At 68.4% G+C, this 17,950-nt stretch carries 18 protein-coding genes; 13 read left to right on the top strand and 5 right to left on the bottom strand.

Annotation, left to right across the window (positions count from 1 at the left end; all coding sequences use genetic code 11):
- Positions 1-48: 48 nt before the first annotated feature.
- From FN976_RS10245 to FN976_RS10190, 12 genes are all read left to right on the top strand, one after another.
- The gene (locus tag FN976_RS10245; RefSeq protein ID WP_145892914.1) at positions 49-1,656 is read left to right on the top strand and encodes an acyl-CoA carboxylase subunit beta; all 1,608 of its coding nucleotides are present in this window, start codon (positions 49-51) and stop codon (positions 1,654-1,656) included.
- Between the two features lie 22 nt (positions 1,657-1,678).
- Positions 1,679-2,872: a CaiB/BaiF CoA transferase family protein gene (locus tag FN976_RS10240; RefSeq protein ID WP_145892913.1), complete on the top strand. Its 1,194-nt coding sequence runs from the start codon at positions 1,679-1,681 to the stop codon at positions 2,870-2,872.
- Between the two features lie 22 nt (positions 2,873-2,894).
- Positions 2,895-4,055, top strand: a complete 1,161-nt coding sequence (locus FN976_RS10235; protein ID WP_145892912.1) for an acyl-CoA dehydrogenase family protein — start codon at positions 2,895-2,897, stop codon at positions 4,053-4,055.
- A gap of 7 nt (positions 4,056-4,062) precedes the next feature.
- Positions 4,063-4,863 (top strand): enoyl-CoA hydratase/isomerase family protein, encoded by an 801-nt coding sequence (locus tag FN976_RS10230; RefSeq protein WP_145892911.1) that lies wholly within the window; start codon positions 4,063-4,065, stop codon positions 4,861-4,863.
- Complete coding sequence (locus FN976_RS10225) at positions 4,863-6,851, top strand: acetyl/propionyl/methylcrotonyl-CoA carboxylase subunit alpha (protein ID WP_145892910.1); 1,989 nt, start codon at positions 4,863-4,865, stop codon at positions 6,849-6,851. Before FN976_RS10230 ends, FN976_RS10225 begins: the two co-directional genes overlap by 1 nt.
- Positions 6,848-7,678, top strand: coding sequence for an enoyl-CoA hydratase-related protein (locus FN976_RS10220; RefSeq protein WP_255440284.1), 831 nt, complete (start codon positions 6,848-6,850; stop codon positions 7,676-7,678). Before FN976_RS10225 ends, FN976_RS10220 begins: the two co-directional genes overlap by 4 nt.
- A 46-nt stretch (positions 7,679-7,724) precedes the next feature.
- Positions 7,725-8,531 (top strand): enoyl-CoA hydratase-related protein, encoded by an 807-nt coding sequence (locus FN976_RS10215; protein WP_145892909.1) that lies wholly within the window; start codon positions 7,725-7,727, stop codon positions 8,529-8,531.
- 29 nt (positions 8,532-8,560) lie between these two features.
- The gene (locus FN976_RS10210) at positions 8,561-9,349 is read left to right on the top strand and encodes an enoyl-CoA hydratase/isomerase family protein (RefSeq protein WP_145892908.1); all 789 of its coding nucleotides are present in this window, start codon (positions 8,561-8,563) and stop codon (positions 9,347-9,349) included.
- 31 nt (positions 9,350-9,380) lie between these two features.
- Positions 9,381-10,301: an MBL fold metallo-hydrolase gene (locus FN976_RS10205; RefSeq protein ID WP_145892907.1), complete on the top strand. Its 921-nt coding sequence runs from the start codon at positions 9,381-9,383 to the stop codon at positions 10,299-10,301.
- Positions 10,302-10,510: 209 nt separating this feature from the next.
- Entirely contained in the window at positions 10,511-11,137 is a 627-nt protein-coding gene (locus FN976_RS29645) for an oxidoreductase (protein WP_349291365.1), read from the top strand.
- Between the two features lie 46 nt (positions 11,138-11,183).
- Positions 11,184-13,220: an NADPH-dependent 2,4-dienoyl-CoA reductase gene (locus tag FN976_RS10195; protein WP_145892906.1), complete on the top strand. Its 2,037-nt coding sequence runs from the start codon at positions 11,184-11,186 to the stop codon at positions 13,218-13,220.
- Positions 13,221-13,223: 3 nt separating this feature from the next.
- Complete coding sequence (locus FN976_RS10190) at positions 13,224-14,114, top strand: alpha/beta fold hydrolase (protein ID WP_145892905.1); 891 nt, start codon at positions 13,224-13,226, stop codon at positions 14,112-14,114.
- 48 nt (positions 14,115-14,162) lie between these two features.
- Here the strand turns inward: FN976_RS10190 and FN976_RS29710 are convergent, their stop codons facing one another.
- The 5 genes from FN976_RS29710 to FN976_RS10175 are packed head-to-tail and all read right to left on the bottom strand — an operon-like array spanning position 14,163 to position 16,895.
- Positions 14,163-14,378 carry a hypothetical protein gene (locus FN976_RS29710; RefSeq protein WP_349291363.1) on the bottom strand — a complete coding sequence of 72 codons (216 nt, stop codon included), beginning with the start codon at positions 14,376-14,378 and terminating at the stop codon, positions 14,163-14,165.
- 12 nt (positions 14,379-14,390) lie between these two features.
- Positions 14,391-14,801, bottom strand: coding sequence for an enoyl-CoA hydratase/isomerase family protein (locus FN976_RS29705; protein ID WP_349291362.1), 411 nt, complete (start codon positions 14,799-14,801; stop codon positions 14,391-14,393).
- Complete coding sequence (locus FN976_RS29700) at positions 14,732-14,929, bottom strand: Clp protease/crotonase-like domain-containing protein (protein ID WP_349291361.1); 198 nt, start codon at positions 14,927-14,929, stop codon at positions 14,732-14,734. Before FN976_RS29700 ends, FN976_RS29705 begins: the two co-directional genes overlap by 70 nt.
- Before the next feature lie 35 nt (positions 14,930-14,964).
- Complete coding sequence (locus FN976_RS10180; protein ID WP_145892904.1) at positions 14,965-16,191, bottom strand: NAD(P)/FAD-dependent oxidoreductase; 1,227 nt, start codon at positions 16,189-16,191, stop codon at positions 14,965-14,967.
- Positions 16,188-16,895 carry a GntR family transcriptional regulator gene (locus tag FN976_RS10175; protein ID WP_145892903.1) on the bottom strand — a complete coding sequence of 236 codons (708 nt, stop codon included), beginning with the start codon at positions 16,893-16,895 and terminating at the stop codon, positions 16,188-16,190. The genes FN976_RS10180 and FN976_RS10175 overlap by 4 nt, the downstream gene beginning before the upstream one ends.
- Positions 16,896-17,100: 205 nt before the next feature.
- On the opposite strand from FN976_RS10175, the gene FN976_RS10170 reads away from it, so the two are divergent.
- Positions 17,101-17,940, top strand: coding sequence for an alpha/beta fold hydrolase (locus FN976_RS10170; RefSeq protein WP_145892902.1), 840 nt, complete (start codon positions 17,101-17,103; stop codon positions 17,938-17,940).
- The last annotated feature ends 10 nt before the right edge of the window (positions 17,941-17,950 follow it).

The following is a 17,950-nucleotide window of genomic DNA, read 5'->3' as shown; positions in this document are numbered from 1 at the left end:
TGCATCGCACCGCCGTGGTCGGCCCGCACTCCTTGTGAAAGCCCCTGCATGACCCTGATGACGACCACCGTGTCGCCCGGCAGCCACGACTTCGCGCGCAATCGCGACGCCTACCTGGCGCGCATCGCCGACCTGCACGCGCGCCGCGCACGCGCCCTGGTCGGCGGCCCGGAGAAGGCGCGCCGCCTGCACAAGGAGCGCGGCCAGTTGCTGCCGCGTGAGAGGCTGGCGGCGGTGCTCGACCCGGGCTCGCCCTTCCTCGAGTTCGGCCAGCTCGCCGGCGAGGGGCTCTACGAAGGCGTGCCTCCGGGCGGCAGCATCATCACAGGCGTGGGCCTGGTCAGCGGCCGGCCGTGCATGTTGATGATTCACGACGCCACGGTGAAGGGCGGCACCTACTACGGCATCACCTCGAAGAAGCATGTGCGGGCGCAGATGTTCGCCTGGCAGCACCGGCTGCCGTGCATCACCATGGTTCAGTCGGGCGGCGCCAACCTGCCCGAGCAGGCGCACATCTTTCCGGACGACGGGCAGTTCGGATCGATCTTCTATAACCAGATCCGCATGTCGGGCGAAGGCATCACGCAGATCGCCACCGTACACGGCCCGTCCACGGCCGGCGGCGCCTACCTGCCGGCGCTGTGCGACGAGGCGGTGATCGTGCGCAACCAGGGCGCGATGTTCCTCGGCGGGCCGCAGCTGGTGTACGCGGCGACCAAGGAAGTGGTCGATGTCGAAACGCTCGGTGGCGGCGACATGCACAGCCGCGTCAGCGGCGTCACCGACCACCTGGCCGAGAGCGATAGCCATGCCATCGCCATCGTGCGCGGCATCGTTGCCAACCTGGGCACCGGCCCGAAGCAGCGCTGGGATGTGGCCGCGTCGAAGCCGCCGCGCTTCGACGCGCGCGAGATTTACGGCATCGTCAGCGCCGACAACCGCCACCCCACCGACAACCGCGAGGTGCTAGCGCGGCTGATTGACGACAGCGACCTGCAGGAATTCAAGCCGCTCTACGGCAGCTCGATGATCTGCGGCTTCGCCCGCATCAAAGGCTTTCAGGTCGGCATCCTGGCCAACAACGGCGTCATCTTCTCCGAGAGCGCACTGAAGGGTGCGCACTTCATCGAGCTGGCCTGCCAGCGCGACATCCCGCTGCTTTTCATCGCCGACGTGTCGGGCTTCATGGTCGGCCAGGCGGTCGAGCGCGAAGGCATCGCCAAGCACGGCGCCAAGTTCATGACCGCGATGGCCTCGGCCAACGTGCCACGCTACACGCTCATCACCGGCGGCTCGTATGCCGCTGCCTACCTGGCGATGTGCGGTCGCCCCTTCAAGCCGCACGTGATGATGATGTGGCCCACCGGCCGCGCCGCGCTGATGGGGCCCGAGCAGGCGGCGACGACCATGACGATGGTGCGCGACAACATCCACGAGCGTGAGGGCACGAGCTGGACCGAGGAAGAGAAGGAGCGCTTCAAGCAGCCGATCCGCGAGCAGTTCGAGGCCTTCGCCAGCCCCTACAACTTCGCCGCCAACATGTGGTGCGACATGGTCATCGACCCGCTGGAGACGCGCGACACGATGGCCCTGCTGTTCGAGATGGCGGGCCGCCAGCCGCAGCGCGACACGCAGTTCGGCGTGTTCCGGATGTAGGGCCGCAGGCAACTCACCACCCATGCTCGAGAACATCCTTCAGGGCTGCCGCGTCATCGATCTGACGCAGAACGTGGCCGGCCCGTTCTGCACCCAGATTCTCGGCGACCTCGGCGCCGAGGTCATCAAGATCGAACGCCCGGTCAGCGGCGACGATGCGCGCCAATGGAAGCCGCCCGAAATGGCCGGCGTCTCGACCGGCTTCGCGGCGCTCAACCGCAACAAGAAGAGTGTCTGCATCGACCTCGACAGCGCGGCGGGTCAGCAGCTGGTCGCGCGCCTGGCCGCCAGTGCCGACGTGCTGGTGCATTCGCTCAAGCCCGGCAGCGCCGAAGCGCGCGGCCTCGGCGACGACCACCTGCGGCCGACCAATCCGCGCCTGGTGTACTGCGCGATCAGCGCCTTCGGCGAGGTCGGCCCGATGCGCGCGTTGCCCGGCTACGACCCGCTGATGCAGGCCTTCACCGGCATCATGAGCGTCAGCGGCCACGAAGGTGACGAGCCGGCGCGCGTCGGCGTGTCGCTGATCGACATGGGCACCGGCATGTGGGCCACGATGGCGATCCTGGCCGCGCTGCTGCGCCGCGCCAGCACGGGCGAAGGCATGCGCGTGCACGCCAGCCTGCTCGAGACAGGATTGTCGTGGATGACGGTACCGGTGGCGAACTACCTGGCCACCCAGCGCCTGCCGCGCAAGATGGGTTCGGCGATGGCGATGATGGCGCCCTACGAGCTCTTCGACAGCGCCGATGGCAAGGTCTTCATCGCCGCCGCCAACGACCGGCTGTTCGGCCGCATCTGCAGCGCGCTGGCTTGCCCCGGGCTGGCGCAGGACCCGCGCTTCATCGACATGTCGGCGCGCATCGGCCACCGCGAGGCGCTGCACGCCGAGCTCGAAGCGCGCACCCGGCAGTTCAGCACCGCGGACTGCGTGGCGGCGCTGCGTGCGGCCGGTGCGCCCTGCAGCGAGATGCACGACGTGGCCCAGATGCTGGCGCACGAACAGGTGCAGGCGGTGGGCATGCTGGGCGCTCTGCCGCTGCCCGGCGCACCGCAACATCAGGCCATGGGCCTGCCCTTCAGTTCGCAGGGCCGGCGCGGGCGCAGCGGGCAGCCGCCGCCTGTGCTCGGCGCGAGCACCGACGAGGTGCTGACGGCGCTCGGCCTGGATGCCAATGAGCTGGCGGCGCTGCGACAGCAACGCGTCGTCGATTGAGAGAAGCAAGGCCGACATCCAAATGAACTTCGACTACACCGAGACCCAGGGCCAGATCCGCGCCGCCGTCAAGGAGCTGTGCAAGGGCTTCGGCCCCGAATACTGGCGCCAGTGCGCCCAGGACGGCGCCTATCCGGAAGCCTTCGTCGACGCGATGGCCAAGGCCGGCTGGCTGGCAGCGCTGATTCCCGAGGAATACGGCGGCGCAGGGCTGCCGCTGCTCGACGCCTGCCTGATCCTGCAGGAGATCAACCAGAACGGCGGCAGCGCGGTGCACTGCCATGCGCAGATGTACACGATGGCGTCGATCATGCGCCACGGCTCCGAACAGCAAAAGCGCCGCACGCTGCCCCGCATCGCCGACGGCAGCCTGCGGCTGCAGGCCTTCGGCGTGACCGAGCCCGACGCGGGCTCCAACACGCTGGCGATCAAGACCTTCGCGCGCAAGGTACCCGGCGGCTACGTCGTCAACGGCCAGAAGATCTGGACTTCGCGCTACAGCCACTCGCACATGTACCTGCTGATCGCGCGCACCACGCCGATCGACGCGGTGAAGAAGAAGACCGAGGGCCTGAGCCTGTTCCTGATCGACATCGCGAAGGCCGGCGCGTCGCTGAAGGCCACGCCGATCCGCACGATGATCAACCACCACACCTTCCAGGTCTTCATCGACAACCTCGAGCTCACCGACGACGACCGCATCGGTGAGGAAGGCAAGGGCTTCCACTACCTGCTGGATTCGCTGCATTCCGAGCGTCTGCTCGTGGCCAGCGAAGCCATCGGGGACGGCCACTGGTTCGTCGGCAAGGCCGCGCGCTACGGCAGCGAGCGCGTCGTCTTCGACCGTCCGATCGGTGCCAACCAGGGCGTGCAGTTCCCGATCGCGCGCGCTTACATGAACATCGAGGCTGCCGAACTGATGCGCAACAAGGCCGCGACTCTGTTCGACGCCGGCCTGCCGTGCGGGCGCGAGGCGACGATGGTCAAGTACCTGGCCAGCGAAGCGGCCTGGGAGGCGGCTGAGGCGGCCATGACCACCTTCGGCGGCTATGGCGTGGCCTGCGAATACGACATCGAGCGCAAATGGAAGGAGAGCCGGCTGTTCCGCACCGCGCCGATCTCGAACAACCTGGTGCTGGCGCAGGTGGCAGAGCACCTGCTGGGCATGCCGCGTTCGTATTGACAGCCTGATGGACTACGAAACCCTGCTGATCCAGCCCGCGCCGGGCACCGCGCCCGAGGATGGCATCCGCTGCCTGGTGCTGAACCGGCCCGAGGTGATGAACGCGATGAACACGCAGATGTTCGCCGACTTGCGCAACGCCCTGCACGAACTGGCCTTCGACGACGGCCTGCTGGTGCTGATCATCACCGGCGCCGGTGAACGCGCCTTCTGCACCGGCGGTGACCTGAAGCAGCGCGATGGCATGACCGATGCCGCCTGGCGCCGCCAGCACCAGTTGGCCGAGGAAGTGCTGCTGGCGGTGAAAGACTTCCCGCGCCCGGTGATCGCCGCAGTCGAGGGCCATGCCCACGGCGGCGGCTGCGAGCTGGCGCTGATGTGCGACTGGATCGTGGCGGCCAGAACGGCGGTGTTCTCGCTGCCCGAGGTCCGGCGCGGCATCATGCCCGGCGGTGGCGGCATTCAGAACCTCGTGCGCGCCGTCGGCGCGCGGCGCGCCAAGCAGCTGCTGCTGACGGCACGGCGCTTCTCGTCGGAGCAGGCCGCGGCCTGGAGCATGGTGACCACCCTGGCCGAGCCCGGCCAGGCGCTGGCCGTGGCCGTGGCCGAGGCACGCGAAATTGGGCTCGCCGCACCGATGGCGGTGCACTACGCCAAGCTCGCCGCCTCGCGCGGCGGCGAGGTCGATTTCCATACCGGCTACGCGCTCGACATCGCCGCCTACAACGTGCTGGTGTCCTCCGGCGACCGGCTCGAAGGTGTCAAGGCCTTCAACGAGAAGCGCGCCCCGCGCTGGAACGGACGCTAGTGTTCAAGAAAATCCTGATCGCCAACCGCGGCGAGATCGCCTGCCGCATCGCCCGCACCTGTCAGCGCCTGGGCATCGCCGTGGCCGGCGTGCATTCCAGCGCCGACCGCGATGCGTTGCACACGGCCGTGATCGGCGAGTCGATCAGCCTGGGCGGTGGCAGCGCGACCGAGAGCTATCTGCGCATCGATGCGGTCATCGCCGCTGCCCTGCGCTGCGGTGCGCAGGCCATCCACCCCGGTTACGGCTTCCTGGCCGAGAACCCGGATTTCGCGCGCGCCGTCGAGGCCGCCGGGTTGGTGTTCATCGGCCCCACGCCCGAGGTCATCGATCGGCTGGGCAACAAGGCATCGGCCAAGGCCGAGGCGCGCGCCGCCGGCGTGGCGGTCCTGGGCGGCGGTGAGCAGGCCAGCGCCGATGCCGAAGTGGTGGCCGGCTGGGCGCGCGCCCAGCCACTGCCGGTGCTGCTCAAGCCGGCGGCCGGCGGCGGCGGCAAGGGCATGCATGTGGTGCACCAGGCCGGCGCGCTGGCCGAATCCATCGCCACCGCCATGCGCGAGGCCCGCAGCGCCTTCGGGGACGCTGCTCTGATCGTCGAGCCCTATGTCGAGCGTGGGCGCCACATCGAGGTCCAGATCGCCGGCGACGGGCAGGGCACTGTCATCCACCTGTTCGAGCGCGAGTGCACGTTGCAGCGGCGGCATCAGAAGCTGATCGAGGAAGCGCCCGCCGCGCCGCTGCCTGCGGGGCTGCGCGAGCAAATGCTGGCCGACGCCGTGCGCCTGGCGCAGCGTCTGCGCTACCGTGGTGTCGGCACGGTGGAGTTCCTGGTCGCGGGCGACCGGCACTGGTTCCTGGAGGTCAACCCGCGGCTGCAGGTCGAGCATCCGGTGACGGAGGAGGTGACCGGCATCGACATCGTCGAGCTGATGTTGCGGGTGGCGGCAGGCGAGGGCCTGACGCTGACCCAGGCCGACGTGCGGCTGCACGGCCATGCCGTCGAGGCCCGCTTGTGCGCCGAAGACGCCGAGCACGACTTCCTGCCGTCCACCGGCAAGATCGTCGCGGTGCGGTTCCCGGGCCCAGGGGTGCGCGTCGAGACCGGCGTGCGCGCCGGTTCGGTGGTCACGCCGTTCTACGACTCGTTGCTGGCCAAGCTGATCGTCCACGCTGGCGATCGCGATGCCGCGCTCGACCGCCTGTCGCTGGCACTGGCCGAAACCGAGGTGCTGGGCGTCACCACCAACGGCCGCTTCCTGCAGCAGCTGATCGCCCTGCCGCAGACGCGCGACGCCAGCTTCCACACCCGCAGCGTCGACGAAGTGCTTGCTGGGCGGGCCGGCTCCGAGGCGGCGCCGCTGCGCTGGCTGGCGGCGGCGGCGGCCTGGTGGCTGCTCGATGCACGCCACCGGGGCGCAGGCTACGGGGCCTGGTCTGCGCTCGACGTTACCGGCTGGCAGATGCACGCCGGCGACGACCCGGTGTCGACGGTGCCGAGCTTGCTGCTGCGCGACGGCAAGCGGCTGCACGAGGTGCGCTTCGGCGCGCCGCAGCCGGACGGCCAACTGCTGGTGCAGGTCGGCGAGGAGCGCGTGCGCCTGGGCCTGCGCGCCGAGGCCGCGCGTTGGCAGCTGACCATCGGCGATTCGGTCGAGCAACTGGCCATCGCACGCCGTGACGGCAGCCTGTTCGTGCAGGCGCAGGGACTGGCCTTCGCTTTCGATGCCATCGACTTCCTGGCGCAGGCCGCAGCGGCCCACGTCACGTCGGGCGAACTGCGCACGCCGCTGATGGGCACCATCCTGAAGATCCACGCTGCCGTCGGCGACACGGTGCGGGCCGGGGACGTGGTGGTGACCATGGAGTCGATGAAGATGGAAATGAAGATCTGCGCCGAGCACGACGGCGTGCTGCGCATCCTAGGCGTTGTTGCCGGACAGATGGTCGAACGCGGCTTGCTTGTCGGCCTCGTCGATGCTGCTGCGTGACAGACGCCCCTGACCTGCTCGAGGAGACCGCGTTGAACTACGAATCGATCAAGCTGACGATGGACTGCGAGCACGTCGCCCGCCTCACGCTTGCCCGCCCCGACATCCAGAACGCGATGAGCATGCGGCTGGTGCAGGAACTGCGCCACGCGCTGCGCGTCATCGCCGCCAACGACAGGCTGCGCGCGGTGGTGCTGGCCGGCGAGGGACAGTCCTTCTGCGCCGGCGGCGACCTGAACTGGATGCAGAGCGTGCTCAAACAGAGCCGCGCCGAGCGCGTCGCCGAATCCAAAGTGCTGGCCGAGCTGTTCTACGAGTTCGACACCCTGCCCAAGGTGCTGGTCGGTCGCATCCAGGGTGCGGCCACCGGCGGCGGCTTCGGCATGGCCTGCATCTGCGACGTGACCGTGGCCTCGAGCGCGGCGCGCTTCGCGCTCACCGAGGCCAAGCTCGGCCTGCTGCCGGCCAACATCGGCCCCTATGTGGCGCGCCGTCTGGGGCTGGCGCGGGCCCGCCGCTACGCCCTGACTGCGAAGTTCATCGACGCGGCGCAGGCCGAGCGCATAGGCCTGGTGGACCGGGTCGTCGAGCCCGGCGATCTGGACAGCGCGGTGGAAGAAGAACTGGCGCTGATCCTGGCCCTTCCGGCCGGCTCGATCGCCTCGACCAAGAAGCTGTTCAACGACGTCGTCGGGCGTCCGCCACGCGAGTGCATGGACTACACCGCGGCCGCGCTGGCCGACGCCTGGGAGACCGAGAACGCCAGCGAAGGGATCGCCGCCTTCCTGGGCAAGCGCTCACCGTCCTGGACGGTCAAGCGCGGCTGAAGCGCCCGGCGCAACCAACCCCTGAAACAAAAACGCTGCCGATCCCATGACTGAATTCGAAACCATCCGACTCGCCATCGATGCAGCCGGCGTCGCCCGCCTGACGCTGGCCCGCGCCGATGTGCACAACGTCCTGAACCCGACCATGTTCGCCGAGATCGGCCAGGCGCTCGACCGGATCGAGGCCGACCCCGCCGTGCGGGTGGTGGTGCTCAGCGGCGACGGCGAGAACTTTTGCGCGGGCGGCGACTTCCGCTGGCAGCAGAGTCAGGGCGACCAGGATCGGGCCAGCCGCATCCGCAGCGGCGTGCCGCTGGCCAAGATCCTGGCCCGGCTCGACACCTTCGGCCGCCCCATCATTGGCCGCATCAACGGCTCGGCCTACGGCGGCGGCGTCGGCCTGATCGCCATCTGCGACGTCGCCGTGGCGGTGGACAGCGCGCGTATCTCCCTCAGCGAGGTCCGCCTGGGCCTGGTGCCGGCGACCATCTCGCCCTATGTCGCGGCCAAGCTGGGGCCGAGCTACGCGCGGCGCGTGTTTCTCAACGGCAAGATCATGTCGGCCGCCGAGGCGCAACGCTACGGCTTGGTGCACGAGGTGGTGAGCGCGGCGGAACTCGACAATGCCGTCAATGCCGAGATCGACCTGGCGCTCGCTTGCGCACCGGGCGCCGTGCAGATGACCAAGAAGCTGGTGCAGTTCGTCCTGGCCCATGACACCGCGGATAACCTGATCTACACGGTGGACCGCCTGGCCGATTTCTGGGAGAACGAGGAAGCGCGCGAAGGCATGACGAGCTTCTTCGAGAAGCGGGCGCCGGCCTGGCGCCGCAAGCACGAACCCGCAGCCTGAATCAACCCTCTCCCGATAGAAAGACACCCATGAACGACGCAGATACCGTGATTTACGAGGTGCGCGACGGCATCGCCACCGTCAAGATCAACCGCCCCGAAATCCGCAATGCGCTGTCGCCCGCGGCAGCCAACCGCCTGCACGACTGCTGGGGCGAGGTCGACGCCGACAAGAACGTGCGCGCGGCCATTCTCACCTCGGCCGATTGCGGCACCTTCTGCGCGGGGCTGGACCTGCGCGAAGCGGCGCGCGTCAAGAAGGAGGAGGGCGTCGACATCCTTACCAAGATGAAGGACCCGTTCCACGGCCGCCAGCGCCGCGTGGCCAAGCCCATCATCGCGGCCATGACCGGGCACCTGATCGCCGGCGGGATGATGCTGAGTCTGAACTCCGACCTGCGCGTGGGCCTGAAGGGCACGCAGGTGGGCATCACCGAAACGCGCATCGCCGGGCGCGGCAGCCCGTGGGCCATTCCGCTGCTGTGGATGCTGCCGCAGCCGCTGCTGATGGAGATGGTGCTGACCGGCGAGCTGTATCCGATCGCCACCTTCCACCAGCTCGGCTTCATCAACTATCTGGAGGACACGCCCGACGCCGTGCGTGCCCGTGCCCAGTCGCTGGCCGAGCGCATCCGCGACAACGCGCCCTTGTCGGTCATGGCCGGCAAGGAGTCGATCCTCACGGCGATGAGCGCCGGCTGCGATGCCGGAATGGCGCTGGCGCAGAACATCTACCGCGCCGCGTATGCCAGCGAAGATGCGCAGGAAGGCCCGCTCGCCTTTGCCGAGAAGCGCAAACCGGCGTGGAGGGGGCGCTGAGGCGCCGTGTCCTGAAGTGCCGAGCGCATCCATGAGCCAGGCCGAACTGCCGCCCGGCGTGCAGGTCTTCGAGCGCGGCTGGTTGTCCAGCAACAACGTGCTGTTCCTCGGCGCGCAGTCCACGGCCCTGGTCGACAGTGGCTATTGCGCGCACGCCGAGCAGACACTGGCCCTGGTGGCAGCGGCCCTGCGCGGGCGCCCGCTCGGCCGCCTCGTCAACACCCATCTGCACAGCGACCACTGCGGCGGTAACGCCGCGCTGCAAGGCCACTGGCCGGCGCTGCAGACGCTGATCCCGCCTGGCCTGGCGCAGCAGGTGGCGCAGTGGGACCCGGTGGCCCTGGGCTATGAGCCCAGCGGCCAGCGCTGCCCCCGCTTCCATCACGACGCCCTGGTGCTGCCGGGAACCGAAATCGAGCTTGCTGACACGCCATGGCAGGTCCATGCCGCGCCGGGACACGACCCCGACTCGGTGATCCTGTTCGAGCCCGGCTCGCGCACCCTGATCTCGGCCGACGCGCTGTGGGAGAACGGCTTCGGCGTGGTGTTCCCGGAGCTCGACGAGCGCGACGCCTTCAACGAGGTCGGCGCCACCCTCGACCTGATCGAGCGGCTCGGCCCGCGCTGGGTCATCCCGGGTCATGGCCCGGTGTTCCGTTTCGAGGCCGCGGTGCTGGCCCGGGCCCGCAGCCGCCTGGAGGCCTTTGTGCGCAACCCAGCCCGCCACGCCCACCACGCCGCCAAGGTGCTGCTCAAGTTCAAGCTGCTGGAATGCCGGCAGATGCTGTTTGTTGACTATGTCCAGTGGGCCGCCGGCACGCCGCACTTCCAGGGCATCCGCCGCCGGTTCGCGCCTGAGGTGGAAATCGGCGACTGGATTGATCAATTAACGCAGGAACTGGTGCGTTCGCGGGTGGTGCGAGTGGTGGGTGAGTCGGTCCTCGATGCCTGAGGAGTGGGGCCGTCTGGTCACGGCAAGGACGGCGGAGGCGACGGGAGTCTTCGGGTGTGCCACGCTTGGAAGACCACCGCACGATTCGACGCTCAAGGAGCAAACCGATGACCCCTGCAATGCACAGCTCGAATTGCCCGACCGCATCGTCGTGTCGGCGGGCGAAGACACCTGGGGCACGGTGAGCACGTCCGATCTGCCATTCGACGATGGCTGGCCGCAGCCGGCGGTGCAGGAAACCAATGGCATGGCTGCGTTGCGCGAGGCCTTCGCGCAGGCGACGCGGCGCGCCAGGGCTTCGACCTGGTGGAAAGACACATCGCCCATGGCTACCTGCTGGCTTCCTGTCGCCGCTGTGCAACCCTCGCGGCGACGCCTACGGTGGCAGCCTCGAGAACCGGATGCGCCTCCCGCTCGAGGTGTTCGACGCGATGCGCGCCGAATGGCCGCAGCACAGGCCGATGGTCGTGCGCATCTCGGCCACCGGTTGGGTCGACGGCGACTTCATCACCGTCTCCAGCGGCGGCACGTCGTTGAAGCAGAAGACCACGCTCGGCGCAGGCTTTCAACTCCCGCTGGCCGCCGCGGTGCGCCAGGCCGCCGACCTGCCGGTGATGGGTGTGGGCATGCTGTTCGACCCGGTTCATGCCGACCGCGACATCGCCGAGGGCCAGTGCGGCCTGGCGGCCATCGCGCGCGGCATGCTGCACGACGCGCACTGGGTCTGGCGAGCCGCCGCCGCGCTGGGTGGCGAGGTGAGCCATCCGCCGCAATCCATCCGCCGCGACCTTTCCTCGTTGCTGCGCGAGCAGCGCGCGGGCTCGAGCGGCGCATAGTCTGCCGAACCCGACCCGGCAAAGTCAAAACCAGACAGGCACACCGATGATCGGCACTATTCGCTACCCCCATGTCTTCGCCCCGCTCGACCTCGGCTTCACGCGGCTGAAGAACCGCATCCTGATGGGTTCCATGCATACCGGGCTGGAAGAAGCGCCCGATGGCTTTCCGCGCATGGCCGAGTACTTTTCCGAGCGCGCGCGCGGCGGTGTCGGCATGATCATCACCGGCGGCTTTCCGCCCAATGACGAAGGCGGCGCCGGCGGCCAACTCGCCACCCCGGCCGATGCCCGGCAGCACCGGCTCATCACCGAGGCCGTGCATGCGGCCGACCCCGAGGTGAAGATCTGCCTGCAGATCCTGCACACCGGGGCGCTGGCGCCCACGCCGGATTGTGTCGCACCTTCGGCCGTCAAGTCGCGCATCGGCCGCTACACGCCCAAGGCGCTGGACGATGCCGGCATCGAGAAGCAGCTCGCCGATTTCGCCAATTGCGCCGCGTTGGCGCAGGCCGCCGGCTACGACGGGGTGGAGATCATTGGCTCAGCCGGCTACCTGCTCAGTGCCTTCATGGTGCGCAAGACCAACCTGCGCACCGACCAGTGGGGCGGGCCCTGGGAAAACCGCATGCGCTTCGCGGTCGAGGTGGTGCGCCGGGTGCGCGCCGCGGTGGGCGAGCGCTTCATCGTGATCTTCCGCGTCCCGGCGATGGACATGCTCGACGGCGGCCTGGCCTGGGACGAGATAACCTCTCTCGCTCAGGGCCTGCAAGCAGCCGGCGTCAGCATCATCAGCACCCATTTCTGCTGGCACGAGGCGCCGGTGCCGACAATCGCCACGATGGTGCCGCGCGCGGCGTTCTCGCAAGTCACGGGCCGGCTGCGCAAGGCCGTCAGCGTACCCGTCATCACCAGCAACCGCATCAACATGCCCGACGTGGCCGAAAGCGTGCTGGCGCGGGGCGACGCCGATTTGGTATCGATGGCGCGCCCGATGCTGGCCGACTCGCAGTTCGTGCTGAAAGCCGCGCAGGGCCGCGAGGACGAGATCAACACCTGCATCGCCTGCAACCAGGCCTGTCTGGACCACTACTTCGACGGCCGCCAGCAGGTGACTTGCCTGGTCAACCCGCGCGCCTGCTACGAGACGCTGCTGCACTACCGGCCCGTGGCGGAGGCCAAGCGCGTCGCGGTGATCGGTGCCGGGCCGGCCGGCCTGGCCGCCGCCACCGTGGCAGCCGAACGCGGCCACTGCGTGACGCTGTTCGAGGCCGGCGCCGAGATTGGCGGCCAGTTCAACCTGGCCCGCCGCATCCCCGGCAAGGAAGAGTTCCACGAGACCCTGCGTTACTACCGTCGCATGATCGACAAGCTCGGCATCGCACTGCGCCTGAACATCACTGCAGACGCCGCGCTGCTTGGCGCCGAGGGCTTCGACGAGGTGGTGGTGGCCACCGGCATCGAGCCGCGTCGGCCCGAGATTCCCGGCATCGAGCACCCCAAGGTGCTGTCGTACATCGACGTGATCCTGGGCCGCAAGGCGGTCGGCCGGCGGGTGGCCATCATCGGCGCCGGCGGCATCGGCTTCGACGTCGCCGCACTGGTGTCGCAGGCCGGCCCGTCGGCCGCGCTCGACATCGCGGTGTTCGCGCGCGAATGGGGCATCGACTTCGAGAACCACCCGCGAGGCGGCGTCACCGGCGTGCTCCGACAGGTGGAGAAGGCCGAGCGCTCTGTGACGCTGCTGCAGCGCAAGGCCGACGCCCTGGGCAAGAACCTGGGCCGCACCACCGGCTGGGCGCACCGGATGACCCTGGCGCGCCGCGGTGTGCAGATGGTCGGCGGCGTCGAGTACTTGCGCATCGACGACGCCGGCCTGCACACGCGCGTCAATGGCGAGCCGCGGCTGTTCGAAGCCGACAGCGTCATTGTCTGCGCCGGGCAGTTGCCGCTGCGCAGCGTGTACGACGCTTTGTTGGCCAGCGGCCTGAAAGCCCATCTGATCGGCGGCGCCTTCGAGGCGGTCGAACTCGATGCCAAGCGTGCCATCGACCAGGCCAGCCGCCTGGCAGCCGGGCTCTGAACGGTGCCGGCCACCATCGACGACGCCGAGCCGCGGCTGAGTCACAGCCTGGCCAACGGCGTCAGCCACGCCCATTTCGAGTGGCGGCCCGAACGGCGCGGCCAGGCGCCGAGCCTGTGCATGGTGCACGCCACCGGCTTCCACGGCCGTGTCTGGGACCAGGTCATCCACCGCCTGCCCGGCCGCCACGTCTTTGCGATCGAGCAACGCGGCCATGGCCGCAGCCAGACGGTCGATTTCGATGGCTGGGCCGACTTCGGCCACGACCTGGCCGCGCTGGCGGTGGCGCTCGATCTGCAGGGCGCCGTGGGCATCGGGCACAGCATGGGCGCGCACGCATTGGTGCAGGCCGCCGCCTACCAGCCCGGCCGCTTCTCGCAACTGGTGCTGATCGACCCGACGATCTTTTCGCCGGCCGACTACCACCAGCCGCCGCCGACGCCCGGCACGCTGCACCCGGCGGCCGCGCGCAAGAACCACTTCGCGTCCGCGCAAGCCATGTTCGAGCGCTTTGCCGTGCGTGCCCCGTACAACGTGTTTCAGCGCCAGGCCTTGCTGGACTATTGCCAGCACGGCCTGCGCCCGTTCGATGGCGGCAGCGGCTTCCAGCTCGCCTGCGACCCAGCCTTCGAGGGCAAGATCTACCCCTTGTCGCGGCAGAACCTGGGCATCTTCGGCAGCATCCGCGCGCTGCAGATTCCCGTGCTCGTGCTGCGGGCGCGGCCTGGCGACCCGGCGATCCTGCCCTGGGACCCGCTGGGCTCGCCGACCTGGCCGGGCCTGGCGCAGGAATTCCACCGCGGGCGCGACCTGCCGCTGCCGGACAAGACCCACATGCTGCCGATGGAAGATCCAGCGCTGGTGGCGCGGCTGATCAATGAGACGATGGGCTGATACCGAGCGCTGGTTGGAGAGCGAACGTTCGTTGCGCCCGCCGCCGCGTCAGTCGGTGCCCCATACCGGCCTGCGCTTGGCGGCGAATGCAGCCAGCCCTTCGCGGCAGTCGTCGGTGCCGAAGACGGTCGACAACAGATCGACCGCGCTGGCCGCGCCCTGGCGATAGCCGTTGTCGGTGGCGCGCGTGAAGGCGGCCTTGCCCAGTTTCATCAATGCCGGCGACTTCCCGGCGAAGACCTGGGCCCAGGCGGTGGGCTTCACCCAGCACCTGCGCTACGGGCGCGGTGCGGCTGACGAGCCCCAGAGCCATGGCCTCGCGGGCATCGAAGTCGCGGCCGGTAACAGCAGATCGAAGGCGCGGTAGCGGCCGACGATGCGCGGCAGGTGGGTGTAGTGGATCGCGGGCAGCAGCCCGACCTCCATCTCGGGGTAGCCGAAGCTGGCATCGTCGGCGGCGACCAGCATGTCGCAGGTGATCGCGATCGACATGCCGCCACCGCGCACGGCACCGCTGATGGCAGCGATCGTCGGCTCGGGCAGGCCGGACTGCAGTTCGAACAGTTGCGCGTACAGCCGGCCCACGCTGGCATGCACTTCGGCGGGTGAACTGTCCTTTAACCGGGGCAGGTCCAACCCGGCGCAAAAGCGGCCCGGCACGGCACTGCCCAGAACGATGGCGCGCACGGCGGATCGCTGCCGGCCTCGCGCAGGGCCGCCATCAGCGCGTCCATCAAGGCATCTGTGATGGCATTGACCGGTGGGTTGTCCAGCAGGATCTCGGCCACGCCATCGCTCGCGTCGAATCTGATCATCGTGTCTCGCTCTCTGCACGGCAGGCGGCTCAGTCTCACCGCGCCATCGGCGGCGCCAGCAGCTTGCGCAGATCCGTGCCGGGGTCGGCGAGCGCGGCGCGATCCGGCAGCGGCACGCTGCCCAGCAGTCGCTTGAGCGACGAGAATTCACGCACGTTGTTCATGCAGGTCACGCCGACCGCGCGACCGCGATGCAACTGGATCAGCGAGAACTTCGCGCCTGGTACTGCTTCGCCGCGCACAATCTCCTCGTCGCCCATCGAAACACCAGCCACCTGGAGGCGCAAATCGTATTGGTCCGACCAGTACCAGGGGATGTCGGCGTAGGGCGCCGCCGTCGGGTCCAGCAAGGTGCGCGCTGCAGCCAGCCCCTGATTCTGGGCGTTCGACCAGGTCTCGATGCGTTCGAAGCGCCCGCTGATCGGGTTGCGTTGGCGGGTCACGTCACCGATGGCGTAGACGCCGGGACAAGTCGTGCGGCCGAGGCGATCGACGAAGATGCCGTCGTCGCAGGCAATGTCGGCGGCGCGCGCCAGTTCGTCGTTGGCGACGACGCCGATGCCCACGACCACCAGGTCGGCTTCCACCCGGGCGCCGTCGTCGAGCACGATCGCGGGGCCCTCGAAGCCCATCACCTGACGACCCAGACGGATGTCCACGCCATGGTCGAGGTGCGACTGGGCGACCACCTTTGCGAGGGTTGTCGAGGCGCAGCGATTCATCAGCCGATCGAGAGCTTCGATCACGGTAACCGAGGCGCCGAGGCCGCGCGCGGTGGCCGCGAGTTCGAGCCCGATCACGCCGCCGCCGACCACCACCAGCCGGGCACCTGGACCTAGCCCGGCGCGAATGCGCTGCGCGTCGTCCAGGGTGCGCAGCGTGATGACGGGCAGGGTCGCATCTTGCAGCGCCGGCAGGCGACGGGGCGATGCGCCGGTGGCGAATACCAGGGCCCCGTAGCCGAACCTGCGGTCGTCGGCCAGCAGCACTTCGCGGCGCTGCGTATCGATCTTGCACGCCGGCGTGCCGCGCAGCCATTCGACGTCGCGCGCGCGGCTCAGATCGAGACGGATCTTGTCGGGGAGGCCTTCGCGCTGGAACTCCTTGGACAGTGGCGGTCGGTCGTAGGGAGGTTCGACTTCATCACTGACAACGACTATGCCGCCCTCGAACCCTCCTGAGCGCAAGCCGCCGGCGAACGACACGGCGGCCAGGCCGCCACCCAGCACGACCACGGGGCCGTGCGGCGCACCGGCGGTCATTTGAGCAGGCCGCCCTTGCGGATCACCGTGAGCGCCCGGTGAACGTGCGCCGTCAGCACGGCCCCGGCGAGGTCGGCGTTGCGTGCCATCACCGCGTCGAAGATGGCCCGATGCTCATCGTGTACCTCGACAGGCGGCGGCCCCTTGATCGCTGAGACGCGGCGATAACGTTCGGACTGCTGGTACAGCAGGCTGCGAAACTTGAGCATCCAGCGCGACTTGCAGGCTCCCACCAGCGCCTCATGGAACTGGCGGTTGCAGCCCTCCCAGTCGTCGAACGCGCCCTTGGGGTCGATACGCAAGCGTTGCTCGGCCAACGACAGCTTGTGAAACGCGCTGACGACACTCGCCTCCCAGTCATCCTTGCCGAGTGCGATGCTTTCGCGTACCGCCTCGCATTCGAGCATGACGCGCATGCGAGTCAAGTCTTCGAGGTCGGCGAGCGACATCGGCGCGACGCTGAATCCGCGCTGGCCTTGCGCCATGACCAGGGAATCGGACACCAACAGCGCCAGCGCCTCGCGCAGCGTCCCGGCACTGACCTGGTAGTTCGCCTTCAGGTGCTCGACGCGCAGCTTTTTCCCGGCCGGGTGGCTCCCGTCAATGATGTCTCGGCGCAGTTGGCGGTAAGCCGTCTCGATCAGTGTTCGCGGCTCATCTCCGGCATCACGGGTTTGGAGGACGTCAGCGTCGGCGAGTGACATGGAGGAAAAGTGGGTTTGAAAGTGGACTGTCGCGAACTGGACGATTCTAAGAGAAAAATCTCGATGAAATAGCGGGTTTACACCATGAACAATAAATACAAGTATTTGCAAGAATCTCGATATTGATTTCAAATCATCCCGAAAACCAAGCCCGTCCCTGACGGCGCTGGCCACTTGACATGCCGTACTTCTTGATCAGGTTCCAATGACTACACCTCCATCTCCGGAGATCGGCAAGAGCATTGTCGCCGCCGGCTTGCGGACCAACTATCACGATGTTGGCCGGGGCTTTCCGGTGCTGATGATCCACGGGTCCGGTCCGGGTGTCAGTGCTTACGCGAACTGGCGCCTGGTGATGCCCGAACTGGCAAAGGACCGCCGTGTCGTCGCGCCCGACATGGCCGGGTTCGGGTTCACCGACCGCCCACCCGGCGCGACTTACACGATGGATGGCTGGATCGAGCAGGCGGTCGGGCTGATCGACGCCCTCGATCTGGCGCAGGTCGACCTGGTGGGCAACTCGTTCGGCGGAGCGTTGTCGCTTGCGCTCGCGATTCGCCACCCCGAGCGGGTGCGCCGTCTCGTGCTGATGGGCGCCGCCGGTGTGAACTTCGAGCTGACTCCCGCGCTCGACGCGATCTGGGGCTACACACCGTCGATGGACAACATGCGCAAGGTCATGGACTGGTTTGCCTATGACCGCAATCTGGTGAGCGACGAACTGGCCCGGCTGCGCTACGAGGCGAGCAAGCGCCCGGGCTTCCAGGAATCGTATGCCGCGATGTTTCCGGCACCGCGGCAGCGCTGGGTCGAATCGCTGACCAGCCGTGACGAAGACATTCGGAAGCTGCCACACGAGACCTTGATCATCCATGGCCGAGAAGATCAGGTGCTGCCGCTCTCGAATTCGATCCGGCTGTCGCAGCTGATCCTGCGTTCGCAGCTCCATGTGTACGGCTGCTGCGGTCACTGGACCCAGATCGAGCACGCGCAGCGCTTCGCCCAACTCGTCGGCAATTTCCTGGCCGAGGCCGACGCAGCCTGAGCGCGCGATG

Source organism: Caenimonas sedimenti, from assembly GCF_007833165.1.
Classification (GTDB): Bacteria; Pseudomonadota; Gammaproteobacteria; order Burkholderiales; family Burkholderiaceae_C; genus Ramlibacter; species Ramlibacter sedimenti.
The sequence above is the reverse complement of the archived record's forward strand: the minus strand, read 5'-3'. Positions and strand labels throughout refer to the sequence as shown.